The organism is Rickettsiales bacterium, from assembly GCA_041396965.1.
In the GTDB taxonomy this organism is placed as follows: Bacteria; Pseudomonadota; Alphaproteobacteria; order Rickettsiales; family SXRF01; genus SXRF01.
In genome coordinates this window covers 325,550-338,941 of record JAWKXN010000001.1, presented here as the reverse complement: position 1 = coordinate 338,941, position 13,392 = coordinate 325,550, and the positions used below count along the sequence as shown (strand labels likewise).

Annotated in this window: 15 protein-coding genes; 4 read left to right on the top strand and 11 right to left on the bottom strand. The window is 39.5% G+C overall.

The genetic code is table 11. From position 1 onward, the window contains the following. Positions 1–199 precede the first annotated feature (199 nt). From rpmG to secD, 3 genes are read left to right on the top strand one after another with little or no spacing between them, the layout of a single operon-like run. A complete protein-coding gene (rpmG, locus tag R3D71_01705) occupies positions 200–367 on the top strand; it encodes a 50S ribosomal protein L33 (GenBank protein ID MEZ5690365.1) in 168 nt (55 codons plus the stop codon). An 8-nt stretch (positions 368–375) separates the two neighbouring features. Beyond that, positions 376–792: a preprotein translocase subunit YajC gene (gene yajC / locus R3D71_01700; protein MEZ5690364.1), complete on the top strand. Its 417-nt coding sequence runs from the start codon at positions 376–378 to the stop codon at positions 790–792. After that, positions 793–2,385: a protein translocase subunit SecD gene (secD, locus tag R3D71_01695; GenBank protein ID MEZ5690363.1), complete on the top strand. Its 1,593-nt coding sequence runs from the start codon at positions 793–795 to the stop codon at positions 2,383–2,385. 10 nt (positions 2,386–2,395) lie between these two features. Here secD and motA read toward each other — a convergent pair whose 3' ends face one another. The 11 genes from motA to mce all read right to left on the bottom strand — a co-directional run bounded on the left by motA (position 2,396) and on the right by mce (position 12,339). Further along, entirely contained in the window at positions 2,396–3,262 is an 867-nt protein-coding gene (gene motA, locus R3D71_01690) for a flagellar motor stator protein MotA (protein MEZ5690362.1), read from the bottom strand. Positions 3,263–3,355: 93 nt separating this feature from the next. Further along, positions 3,356–6,853: a DNA polymerase III subunit alpha gene (gene dnaE / locus R3D71_01685; protein MEZ5690361.1), complete on the bottom strand. Its 3,498-nt coding sequence runs from the start codon at positions 6,851–6,853 to the stop codon at positions 3,356–3,358. A 144-nt stretch (positions 6,854–6,997) separates the two neighbouring features. Next, positions 6,998–7,672, bottom strand: coding sequence for an ABC transporter ATP-binding protein (locus tag R3D71_01680; GenBank protein MEZ5690360.1), 675 nt, complete (start codon positions 7,670–7,672; stop codon positions 6,998–7,000). Then, a complete protein-coding gene (locus tag R3D71_01675) occupies positions 7,669–8,064 on the bottom strand; it encodes a type II toxin-antitoxin system VapC family toxin (GenBank protein ID MEZ5690359.1) in 396 nt (131 codons plus the stop codon). Before R3D71_01675 ends, R3D71_01680 begins: the two co-directional genes overlap by 4 nt. An 11-nt stretch (positions 8,065–8,075) precedes the next feature. Then, positions 8,076–8,345, bottom strand: coding sequence for a type II toxin-antitoxin system VapB family antitoxin (gene vapB, locus R3D71_01670; GenBank protein ID MEZ5690358.1), 270 nt, complete (start codon positions 8,343–8,345; stop codon positions 8,076–8,078). A 143-nt stretch (positions 8,346–8,488) separates the two neighbouring features. Beyond that, positions 8,489–9,763: a lipoprotein-releasing ABC transporter permease subunit gene (locus R3D71_01665; protein MEZ5690357.1), complete on the bottom strand. Its 1,275-nt coding sequence runs from the start codon at positions 9,761–9,763 to the stop codon at positions 8,489–8,491. 1 nt (position 9,764) lies between these two features. Next, positions 9,765–10,124: a TfoX/Sxy family protein gene (locus tag R3D71_01660; GenBank protein MEZ5690356.1), complete on the bottom strand. Its 360-nt coding sequence runs from the start codon at positions 10,122–10,124 to the stop codon at positions 9,765–9,767. Further along, positions 10,121–11,413, bottom strand: coding sequence for a proline--tRNA ligase (locus R3D71_01655; protein ID MEZ5690355.1), 1,293 nt, complete (start codon positions 11,411–11,413; stop codon positions 10,121–10,123). The genes R3D71_01660 and R3D71_01655 overlap by 4 nt, the downstream gene beginning before the upstream one ends. A 27-nt stretch (positions 11,414–11,440) precedes the next feature. Then, positions 11,441–11,689, bottom strand: coding sequence for a DUF1467 family protein (locus R3D71_01650; protein ID MEZ5690354.1), 249 nt, complete (start codon positions 11,687–11,689; stop codon positions 11,441–11,443). Between the two features lie 38 nt (positions 11,690–11,727). Then, a complete protein-coding gene (locus tag R3D71_01645; protein MEZ5690353.1) occupies positions 11,728–11,895 on the bottom strand; it encodes a hypothetical protein in 168 nt (55 codons plus the stop codon). Positions 11,896–11,934: 39 nt separating this feature from the next. Then, complete coding sequence (gene mce, locus R3D71_01640; GenBank protein ID MEZ5690352.1) at positions 11,935–12,339, bottom strand: methylmalonyl-CoA epimerase; 405 nt, start codon at positions 12,337–12,339, stop codon at positions 11,935–11,937. Positions 12,340–12,523: 184 nt separating this feature from the next. Here mce and R3D71_01635 point away from each other — a divergent pair, with 184 nt between their 5' ends. Continuing rightward, positions 12,524–13,078, top strand: coding sequence for a hypothetical protein (locus tag R3D71_01635; GenBank protein ID MEZ5690351.1), 555 nt, complete (start codon positions 12,524–12,526; stop codon positions 13,076–13,078). Positions 13,079–13,392 lie beyond the last annotated feature (314 nt).

The window sequence follows — 13,392 nt, the reverse complement described above, 5'->3', positions numbered from 1 at the left end:
TATCCTAATTTAGGGCGCACACTACCCAAATAGTGGCTAAAAAGTCAAAAACTTTGTTATTACAATCTTGTAATGTTATTTTTTGTACTTGACAGTATGAGCAGCATGTATATGCTCCAGCCTTTAATCTTCGGTATTTTTATGTTTAGTACGGTTTGAAGAAGAAATTTTTCTATATCAATTTCTTAGTGGGAATATTATGGCAAAGAAAACGGTTAATCTTATAAAATTGGTGAGTTCCGCTGGGACTGGTTTTTACTATGTTACCAGAAAGAACCCTAAGACAAAAACTGAAAAGCTGGCTCTTAAGAAATACGATCCGGTGGCTCGTAAGCATGTTATATTTAACGAAGCGAAAATTAAGTAGTTTTTAGTATGAGTTTTATTATTGGCGATTTATATGCCGCTGAGGAAACCGCTAGTAGCGCTACTACGGGTACCGCTAATAATTATCCGCCTTTGAATAACCAGATGGCGCAGAATCTATCTGCCGAGAAGGTTATGTTTGATAATTTCCTCATTCTTGGGGTATTGTTCTTCATATTCTATTTTATGCTTATAAAGCCGCAGAAGAACCGGATAAAAAAGCATCAAGATCTTATAGGCTCTCTTAAAAAAGGTGATAAGGTTATAACGAGTGGCGGAATAATAGGCACCATAATTAAGCTTGAGGGTGACGATGTTATAGCTTTGGAAATAGCACAAAATGTCCGTATCCGCATGGCGAAAGCCTCAATAGCTGAGATAGCTGACGATAAAATTTCTGATAATAAAAACGCGAATGATAACTAGATGCTGGAATTTCCTAAATGGAAGATAATCACCATAACAAGCGCTTGCTTGTTATTTGTGATTATGGCCATACCTAGCCTTATTAGTGAGGCACGTCGTAATTCGCTTCCTGATTGGTTTCCAGTACATGCCGTAACTCTTGGTCTTGATTTGCAAGGCGGCTCCCACCTGTTATTAGAAGTTGATTTCAATCACTATATAAAAGAGCAATTTGAAAACCTTAAAAGTGATATACGTATTAAATTGCGCGCGAAGCAGATCGGCTATCGTGATTTAAGAATCAGTAAAAATGATGGGCAAAGAAATATTATTTTCAAGCTAAGAAACGAAACTGATTCAGCGAATATTGAAAAAATACTTGAAGAGATAAATCCTGATATTGAGATAATAGGTAAAGACGCGCTTTCTTACACCGTAGGGTTTAAGGATAAATTTATTAAAGCCGAGCGTGTGCGGGTGATTGAACAATCACTTGAGATAGTAAATAGACGGGTAAATGAAACCGGTACAAAGGAACCTATTATTCAAAGGCAAGGAGATAATCGTATAGTTCTTCAGGTTCCAGGTCTTAAAGATCCAGAGCGCCTTAAAGAAATACTGGGACGAACAGCGAAAATGACTTTTCACATGGTCAATGACTCAGTAAGCGCTGATGATATAGCTTTAGGTAATGTTCCTGTTGGCACTAAAATATTAAGCGGTGATGAAGTGGATAACAATGGAAACTCTCCAAAATACGCTATAGATAGCAGAGTTATGCTGTCTGGTGATATGTTGGTTGACGCTCATACCACGTTTGACAACCAAACTGGTGAGCCGGTAGTAGCTTTTCGTTTTAACCATGCTGGAGCACGCAAATTCGCCACTATTACTAGTGAGAATATAGGAAAACCATTTGCTGTGATACTTGATAAAAAAGTAATTACCGCTCCGGTTATAAGATCAGCTATTCTCAACGGTAATGGCGTAATAAGTGGTAACTTTACGGCACAATCAGCGAAGGATCTAGCAATTTTGCTTAGAGCTGGCGCGCTGCCCGCACCACTTAAAATAATTGAGGAGAGGTCTGTTGGACCAAGTCTTGGAGCTGATTCTATAAAATCCGGTGCTATTGCTTCTATAATAGCCCTTATACTGGTTATAGTATTTATGGTTATGTTTTATGGTTTGTTTGGATTATTCGCCGATGTGGCAATGATTATAAACGCTTTTATGATAATCACTTTTCTTGCTATGTTTGGCGCTACCCTTACATTACCAGGAATCGCTGGTATAATACTTACTATCGGGATGGCGGTTGACGCTAACGTACTTATATATGAGCGTATCCGTGAGGAAGCGAGAAATGGAAAGCCGATACATAGGGCGGTATCTGATGGTTTCAAGATAGCTTTTGGAACTATATTTGATAGTAATATAACCACTTTACTTGCCGCCATGTTGCTTTATTATTTTGGAACTGGAACGGTAAAAGGCTTTGCGGTCACTCTTACTATTGGTATTTTATGCTCATTATTTACATCAATCATGGTAACAAGGATGATGGTTGTAGGTTGGCTTAAAGCGAAAAAGCGTACAAAGCTTCCCATTTAGAACTCAATAACTACTCGGTTTTAACGTTGCTAGTAGCTTCTTCCATCTCAGAGAAAGATGGTTGCAAGTGCGACGGCACCTGCGCGCGCCCTATTTCAACAGATACTTGTGGAGCCATTCCTTTAAGATGAGCAATAAGTATATCACGAATAATAAAATAAAATTGTTGCTCTTCATTATGAATCGCAGCGTTCTTTCCAGCAAGAGGTGCTACTATACAATAAGCCATAAATACACCAAGAAATGTTCCAACCAATGCACCACCAATCATCGCGCCCAGAACTTCCGGTGGTTCGGTAATACTAGCCATAGTTTTTACCACACCAAGCACCGCCGCGACAATCCCAATAGCTGGAAGACCGTCTGCCATACCTTGCAACGCATGTCCTACCCCACCAGCCTCATGGTGATGTTTTTCTATTTGCTTTTCTATTAGATCTTCTATCTGCATAGGATCTTCTAGCCCCATAGTAAGGGTTCTTAATGTATCGCAGATAATATCTATAGCGAAATGATCATGGGCTACTTTTGGATATTGGGAAAAAATTGAGCTTTCCTTTGGATTCTCTATATGCTGTTCAACAGCTATCAAACCTTTTGACTTCATTAATTTACAAAGAGAAAACATAAGGCATAGTAAATCTTTGTAATCCTGCTTCTTCCATTTAACTCCTTTGAAGGAGACAATAAGCTCTTTGAAAGTTTTTTTTAGGATAGAACCCGGATTGGTTATCATATAAGCGCCTATAGACGCTCCTAGAATAGTTCCAAGCTCATGTGGAAGCGCGTGCAGGATAATATCTATCTTTCCACCCGATTCTATATATATACCGAATACACAGGCAAAAATTATTACAAGACCAATCGCAGGAACCATAAAAATCCAAACTGAATAAATTTAATTACAGCTAAGATTAACTATGAAAAGCAAAAAAAACGTTAAAATTTATTATGTTATACAGTCTATTTTTTAGACATATTCTTCCTCTTTCGCTTCAATCACTCCGTCTAAAACCTTAATTTTATCTAAAAGAGATGGTGATAAGCTATATTTACCAGTAAGTTCTATCTCAGCTTTCCTGCTATCAATACATGCCATAATCCTTACTGTGGCTCCGCTACCAACTGGATTACCAAGTAATTCACTTAAAGACTTTACAGCGTCAACTCTATCTAAAGTTATACTAAAGCCTGAATTTCCGTTATTTTTCTGAACACGTTTTATCTCCTCATCAATAAGTGATATACTTTGCGCTATAAGACGTGTGCCAGATTCGTCATTTTTACCATCTGCCTTGATATATAAAATCTTACCATTCTCTAAGTTATCTCGCTGACTTGATAAAATTTCCTCGTTAAATATTGATACCTCAAAACCTCCACCCATGTCAGAAAGTTGTAGAAAAGCAAAGCGTCCACGATCTGATGTCTTAAATTTACGTCCCATCACTATGCCAGCAAGCTTCACATGACTATAATTAGACGTGAGCTTATCTGTAAGTAAATTTGACTGGGTAACTTTAAGTAATTTAAGCGCTGTTTGGTAACCAGAAAGCGGATGCGCTGATAGATAAAACCCGATGGCTGAGAATTCATTTTCTAGTTTCTCCAAAGATGACCAATCTTTTCTCTCTATCATTTTTGGTATATGTTTATGGCTGGAACTATCGCCACCAAATAAATTTACTTGCTGACTTTCCCTATCTCTATGCGCTGCCATACCATGTGCTATTATAAGATCTATATTTTCAAATAACTGACCACGATTTTTATGTAGATTATCAAAAGCTCCGGCTTTAATGAGATATTCTAGCGAGCGACGGTTTAAGGCATCAGAAGGAACTCGTTCAGCAAAATCAAAAATGTCTTTATATTCTCCTTTTTCCTCACGCTCCTTTATTACCCCTTCCATAGCCGCCGCGCCAACATTACGAATAGCGGCAAGCGCATAACGTATAGCAAGACTACCCTCAACCAAATCTCGTATATTACTAGAGGTATTTTTTTCTGTAACTCTCTGAGTAGAAAATAAAACTTCTGACTTGTTAATATCTGGTGATAGAACCTCTATATCAAAATGCTCAGCGTCTTCACGAAAGATACTTAACTTGTCGGTATTGCCCATATCATAAGTCATGGAAGCGGCGATGAACTCAACCGGAAAATTAGCTTTAAGATAGGCTGTTTGATAGGCGATTACCGCGTAAGCGGCGGCGTGTGATTTATTAAACCCGTATTCAGCGAATTTCGCTATTAAATCAAAAATACTAGCGGCATCGCTCTTAGGAATCCCTCTTTCAACAGAGCGGTCAACAAAAATATCACGCTGCGCTTCCATTTCCGAACGAATTTTCTTACCCATAGCCCGCCGTAACAGATCCGCCTCACCAAGACTATATCCAGCAAGAAGCTGGGCTATTTGCATCACCTGTTCCTGATAAATGATAACTCCAAAAGTCTCCTTTAGAACCTGCTCAAGAAGCGGATGTTGATAGACTGGTTTTTCCTCACCATGTTTGCGGGAAATATAAGTTGGTATGTTATCCATAGGACCCGGACGGTATAAGGATACCAGAGCGATAATATCCTCAAGACAGTCAGGTTTTAACTTTTTCAGAGTATCACGCATACCAGCCGACTCCAGTTGGAACACACCGACCGTATCGCCACGCCCAAGCATCTCATAAGTCTTCTTGTCACCATCTGGAGCATTCTTTATGTCAATTTCAATTCCTCGCTGCTTAATCAGACTTACCGCTCGTGATATTACGGTAAGGGTTTTAAGCCCAAGAAAATCAAACTTAACAAGCCCAGCACTTTCAGCGTATTTCATGGAATACTGTACTACTGGCATATCTGATTTAGGATCACGATACAAGGGAACCAATTCATGTAGTGGTCTATCACCAATTACCACACCAGCGGCATGAGTTGAGGCATGGCGATAAAGACCCTCTAATTTCAAGCACATACTTACCAGATGCGCTACGCTCTCATCATCATCAATCGCCGATTTAAGCAGCGGCTCTATTTCTATCGCTTGACCAAGAGTTACCGGAGAAGCTGGATTATTCGGTACTAACTTACATATTCTATCTACCTGATTATAAGGCATTTGCAAAACACGTCCGACATCACGCAGCACCGCCCGTGCTTGCAATTTTCCGAAAGTTATAATCTGGGCTACATGATCACCGCCATATTTTTCTTGGACATAATTTATTACTTCCTCACGTCTTTCCTGACAGAAATCTATATCAAAATCTGGCATAGAGACACGCTGTGGATTTAAGAAACGCTCAAATAGCAAACCATAACGCAAAGGATCAAGATCGGTAATTGACAAAGACCAAGCGACAAGAGAGCCAGCTCCCGAACCACGACCCGGTCCTACTGGAATATTATGAGATTTACTCCATTTTATAAAATCGGATACTATCAAAAAATAACCAGGAAATTTCATACGAATAATTACGTCCAGCTCAAACTCCAAACGCTCAAAATATATCTTCCGCCTTTCCTCATCCTCAATGTAACCAACAAGCCGCTCATTAAGACCTTTTGCCGCCTGCGCTTTAAGGCTATCCGCCTCGCTCATCCCTTCTATAGAAAAGCTGGGAAGAATTGGGCTATGTGACTGAGCAATAAATGAACAGCGTTTCGCTATCGCTACACTATTTGCCAAAGCTTCCGGTATATCAGCGAATAACTCACACATTTCCTTCGCGGTTTTGAGACGGTGATTTTTGGTTAGGTGCCGCCTATTATCCTCACTTACATATCTTCCATCAGCAATACATAAAAACGCGTCATGCGCTTCAAACATTCCCTCATCAATAAAATATGCCTCATTGGTCGCGACTAAAGGTATATCGTGTTTATAAGCAAGCTCTATGAGCGGTTTTTCTATCTTCTCTTCTTCAGCAATGCCGTGTCTGGTAAGTTCTATATATAAACGTTCAGGAAAAAGCTCTTTAAGTCTTAGAAGATTTTCCTCCGCCAGATTATCACGTGTGGCGATCAGACTTTTTCCGACCGAGCCATGCACACCGCCAGTAAGAGCTATGAGACCATCACTATGCCCAACAAAATCGTCCATTGAGAGCAATGGTACTATTCCATCTTCCGGCTTTAGATATGACTTGCTGGAAAGAGCCAGCATATTTTTCCAGCCGATCTCATTTCGCGCAAATATTACCAACTGATCAGGCGCGCTATTATGAGATCGTGAATCCTGTTCATTTAATGATTTTATATGAAATGTACAACCTATTATTGGCTGTACACCTTGCGCGGCGGTGGCGAGTGAAAACTCAAGTGAGGCAAATAAATTAGCCGAATCGGTAAGACCAACCGCTGGCATTTTTTCCTTAACGCACCACCCAACCAGATTTTTTACATGAATAGCCCCCTCAAGCAATGAGTAGGCACTGCGAGCACGAAGATGTATAAAATTAGGATTATTCATAAGGTTACAAGGAATTAATATAATTTATCCTATATTCTAACAGCTGAAACGAAAACAGCAATGTATAAAAGAATGTGCTATGGAACCAAAACATTCACATTACTACTTGTGAAATATCTAACAATCACCACACAATTGTTGATGCTATATCAAAATACCGTTTTCAAGATGGACTATTCTATCCATTTTTTTAGCGATCTCCAAGTTATGGGTAGCGACAAGTGCCGACCGTCCTTTTTCTTTAGCCGCTTTCATAAAAACGGAAAACACCTCATCGGCTGTTTTTGGATCTAGGTTTCCGGTTGGCTCATCAGCTAAGATTAATTCTGGATTTAAGGCAAAAGCACGGGCGACCGCTACTCTCTGCCTTTGTCCACCGGAAAGCTTAGCCGGACGGTGGGAGGCACGATCACCAAGACCCAATTCCGTCAGAAGATTGATAGCTTTTTCCTCAGCCTCTTTATAACTTATCCCGCTTATAATCTGCGGCATCATGACATTCTCGGCAGCGGAAAATTCCGGTAATAAATGATGAAACTGATAAATAAATCCAAGATGTTTACCACGTGCCGCTGTGCGTCTCCTATCACTTGCCGCGCTTAAATCCTCACCTTGTATTTTTATTTCTCCTGATGTTGGGTTATCAAGAAGACCGGCTATTTGTAGCAAGGTGGTTTTACCGCTGCCACTCTGCCCAACGAGCGCTACCACCTCACCAGATTTTACGCTAAGGTCAAGACCACGAAGAACCTCTATAGAAGAATCACCTTGCCGGTAGTTTTTAGTAATATTATTAAGCTCAAGTACTTTGCTATTCATACCCAATTTTCAACCTTAAGATTTGGTATATTAATAAAATGACGGGTGTTATTACTGACTAAAACCGCACCAATACTAACCGCGCAAGCGGCTATCATCATGTCCATATTTCCGATTGTTTTGCCTTTTTTCTCAAGATATGAACGTATTTTCGCGTATTCCTCCGCCGCTGCCACATCCCATTTGATAATTTGAAGATTTGAGATAAATTTATTTACTACTGAAATATTTATTTTATTCCCAGATTTTTTACGCACACCATATAATAATTCCGCTACAGTAATGATTGAGATAGCCATGTGAGAAAACTCAATCTCAGCGAATTTATCTAGCACATTAACAGGGCGTTGCTTTAATATATAGCTACAAATATCAGTATCAAGAATATACATCAGTTATATGATTAGAATAATTTACGTTTCTGCGGTGGCTCATCGCCACGTTCGGATAAAAAATCCGCGTCTACTAACGGAGTATTGTAGAAAAAATCCTCCCATATTTTTTTTCTGACAGATGGAGCTGAGCTATCTTTCTGCTCAATTATCACTTTTTTGCCATCACGGTAAATAAACACCTCACTTCCCTCAAAGCGAAACTGCTTAGGAAGACGCACCGCCTGCGAATTTCCATTCTTAAATAATTTCGCGGTTATAATATCTTTACTATCTTCCATAAATTGCTTACCTTATTTTCACGCAACCTTACGCACAATATATACTATAAATCTATCACCTATTTAACTCAATTTTATAGGAATGACACCAAAATGTATATACTATTAGTATATACATTTAGTCAAAATAGTCAATATCAACATTACTCATAGCGCAAAGCCTCCGCCGGATTCATTTTCGCCGCTCTGTAGGCTGGGTATATAGTGGATAAGAACGATAACAATAGAGAAAATATAATAACTCCAGAAACTTCAGAAAAATCAACTCGTGATGGTAAGTGCGAAAGGAAATAAAGCTCGGCGGAAAATAATTTATGTCCTATCATTGATTCCAGCCATAATTGTATATTTTCGGTATTAAACGCGATAAGCAATCCGAGCAACAGCCCGATAAAAGTTCCAATCACGCCAACACTAGAGCCACACATAAAAAATATTCGTGTAATGGACGCACGTGAAGCGCCCATTGTCCTAAGTATCGCTATATCCCTACCCTTCTCCCGAACTAACATAATAAGGCTAGAAATTACGTTAAATGAGGCTACCAGAATTATTAGTGTAAGTATTAAGAACATAACATTACGTTGTACTATCACCGCCTCAAAAATATTATTGTTTGATGACTTCCAATCATACAGTCGGAAGTTTCTTCCTAATTTCTTAGCTATATCTATGGCAACCAAGCGGGCATTATCAGGATTATCTGTTCTTACCTCTATAGCGGATGCCATATCCTGACCATTCTCAAGCAACTTAAAATAAAGCTGTGCCTGCGAAAACGGCATTATTATTAAGCTATTATCATAAGCGAACATACCGAGCTCAAAAATACCAATCACCTGATATGACTTAACTCTTGGCACCATTCCGGCTATGGTAGCCCTGCCGTTTGGCGAAATAAGAGTTATCTCATCACCACGTTTAACACCCATCTTTTCCGCCATACGGCTACCAATCAAAATACCGTTACCAACTTTGAAGGGCTCTATAGATTCATGACTTATCTTTTTTTTGAGTAGTTCTTTCTTTAATATATCATCCGCCTTGAACCCTACAACCAACGCTCCAAGCGAAATATTCTTGTTGTTCGCCATAACCTGCCCCTCAATTTTAGGAATAGCGTATTTCACATGGTTTACTGAAGATATTCCACCGACTAAATCATCGTAATTCGCGATGCCATTTTCTTTCGTTGGTAGTGAATTGTTAGGATATACGGTAATATGACCGTCAATACCAATTATACTATTTATCAACTCACCTCTTACCCCATTCATTACAGCAAGCACCACAATAAGAGTAGCAACGCCAAGCGCGATACCAATAAGTGAGAAAAAAGCGATAACAGAGATAAACCCTTCCTCCCTACGAGCGCGGAGGTAACGAATGGCGACAATACGCTCAAACCGTGAAAACATATCAGCCTATTTCTTTATGTTTTGACTTTATCGCCGCCTCATGAGCTTTTACCATCCAACGAAACAACGCGTCCCTATCCTCAAATATATCAGGGGGAACCTCCCAATAACTCATAGCGACAAGCTTTTTCTCTCCTTTTACATCGTGACGATCATATATAAAGGGCGCGCTACCAGCCGCCTGATAATCTGGTTTATTTTCCTCATCAACCTTAAAATATAAACGGTCATCCGCTACTATAGCGAACATATACCCTAAGCGGAAAATTCCAACACCGCCAAACATCCGCCGAGTGGTGATACCATCAACATCCGCCAACTGGTCTAGCACATTATTTATAAAACTATTATCATCTATCATACAGCGAGTAACCTTTCTATAGCCTGATGAGTTGATAACTCGTACTTCTCACCGGTAGAGCGATTTTTAAGCTCAACCATTTCTTCTTTTATTCCCTTTGGTCCAACTACGATCTGCCAAGTAAGCCCTATAAGATCACAGCTAGCGAATTTAACGCCAGCACGCTCATCCGTATCATAGTACAGCACATCTTTACCGTGTGAGGTAAGAATTGAATATAGTGATTCACAAAAATCATCACAACGCTCGTCACCTACCTTCAGATTAATCAGACCAACATCAAAAGGTGAAACTGATTTTGGCCAAATAATTCCGTTATCGTCATGGCTCGCCTCAATAATCGCTCCGACCAAACGGGAAACCCCAATACCATAAGTTCCCATTTGAACACGCACTGGCTTGCCATCCTCTCCAGCTATATCAACACCAAGAGCATCGGTATATTTACTGCCAAGTAAAAATATTTGACCAACCTCTATACCCTTTGCTTGTCGTAATTTATCAGAGCTTATCGGACATTTTTCTGGAATATGCAGCTCGTCTGCGGCAGCGTATAACTTTCTTGCCTCCTCACCACTCATCTGGACTTTACCACTGCGTATATCATCAAATACACAATCATAGTAAACGTCACTCTCGCCAGTTTCAGCAAGAACCTGAAATTCATGGCTCATATTACCGCCAATCTGGCCAGTAACGGCGTTAACCGCTATCGCGGTAAGACCGAGACGATTAAAAATACGGTGATAAGTATCATACATTAGGTTATATTCTCGTTTCGCGTCCTCAATATCCATATGGAACGAGTAACCATCTTTCATGTAAAACTCACGACCTCGCATTACTCCAAAACGTGGACGTAACTCATCACGGAATTTCCAGTTAATCTGATATAAATTCATCGGTAGTGATTTATAGCTGCGAACCAGACTCCTAAAATTATCAACGATCATCTCCTCACAGGTAGGGCTATATAAAAGGTCTCGGTCATGACGATCCTTCATCCGTAGCAATTCCTTACCATAAGCGTCATATCTGCCGGACTCCCGCCATAAATCAGCAGATTGCAGAGTTGGCATCATAACACGTATACAACCAGCCCTGTTTAACTCTTCAGCTACTATGGATTCTATTTTAGCGAGAACCTTTTGTCCTAGCGGAAGCCATGTGTAAAGACCAGACGCTTGCTGACGAATCATGCCGCTACGCAACATAAGACGGTGGGAAGCTATCTGGGCATCGGCTGGTGTTTCTTTAAGAAGTGGCAAAAAATATCGAGAAAGGCGCATAATTAAAAATCCGAATTACTATGGTTATCATAATTTTGGTATGGTTATAATCTTCTCATTAATAATAATCATTAAAATAAAGCTTATTAGCAAAGCAAGACTAGTAACTATTAACAGCAATTTTTTCCAATATATTTTTCTTGGAGCGGCTCTATATGAGTCATTATTCTCTGTTTCAATACCGTCACTTTCGTAACGTACAGCAAAAGGAATACTGACGAATAACAATATCCACCACGAATTTACAAAAGTAAAAAAGAAAAATGGGACAGACATAAAATAACCTATTTATCTTTATAGTTTTATTATTTATCTCATCCATGTGAAAGATTGCTGTCTTTCACAGAGGATATACAGAAAAAATATGGGCTGACTCGGTCTACTGGTCGTGTTTTATGTTCGCCTCCGGTATTTCCTACTGGAAATCCCATGAGGCATTGCTCAAGGCTGACTCGGTCTACTGACCTCGTTTCTTGTTCCATATTCTTACTACCTATTCTTTAGTCCCTAGAAGCTAACACTTATACTTGCTCTAATTCAACAAGAGTTCCAAAAAAATCTTTTGGATGCAGAAACAAAACTGGTTTGCCATGCGCTCCTATCTTATGGTTGCCATCGCCAAGCACTCGCGCGCCATCCGCAAGCAACTTATCACGAGACGCTATAATATCCTCAACCTCATAACATATATGGTGAATACCACCTGACGGATTTTTAGCTAAAAACCCAGTGATTGGCGAATTTTCGCCAAGAGGATATAATAATTCTATCTTGGTATTAGGTAAATCCACAAAAACCACCGTTACGCCATGCTCGGTAACATCCTGTGGTTCTGAGACTTTAGCCCCTAATGTACCGCGATAGGTGGCTGACGCTTTCTCCAAATCAGGAACCACTATCGCTACATGATTAAGTCTGCCAATCATTTACTTGCCTCCTAATTAACTTATTAAATTAACCTGTTAAATTAATATATTGAAAAACTTTTGTTACAATACTGGTAATCCCTACTGTAATAAAAGTTTCACTTTTAATGAGCTTGGGTTAGGGTATTATGATTACATCATTTACGCAACGTCATTTTCACACGCAGAAATAGGCATATATTTTATGAACAGCAGAAAGCTTCAGAAAAATCAATATATTGATATTGATTGCAAAGAAACAGAAGATAATTACGCTAAAAAATATGAAATATGTATTCAAAATGGAGATACACTAGAGAATAAACATTTTAATTTTGTAAAGTCAGCTTTTTCCAGCATAGCTATTGGCGCTAGCTTTGGTTTGTTGCTAGTGGTTGTGTCTATGACAATTGGCAATGTAACCACCGCTCCTGAGCCTATAATGCTGAAATACCCACTTATTACTGTTCTAACAACGTCTGTTATATACGGCATTTTTGGAACCACTATGAAACTGCGACAGCACAAAAATAGTCATGTACGGCTTGATATTTATGATTTACATTACAAAAATGACGATGGTAAAACAAAACAACAGATGATAAGCGCTAGTAAAAACCATCCTCTAATAAATACGTTGGTCTACCCTGATTACGGTACTGACCTCCCTATTTCTGAGACAGTGCAACATGACAAAATAATAGATAACGCCGTGCAAGCTTTGGAGGCGATGGATCATACTAGCGCTAGCTGTCATTAAATAAATCTTTCGTTCCCACTAAGTGACTACTGTCCCTCACATGGGACATAACCGAAGGCTCACTCGGTCTGGCTTACTATGCTTCTTACTCCTCAGTTCTTCAATTCCTTCAAAGATTCCTCCATTCGCTCACGCTCAGTCGGAATGACATTGTCATCCCGAGCGTAGACGAGGGATCTTTCATATATGCCTATAGCTTGGCTGTCTGAAGAATCACACAGCCTGACTTACTGCGCTTCTCTATGACCATCAAGACTTAAGCCAATATCTTGCGCTTATAAACTACAAATATAGTCAATATTTTACAAAATTGC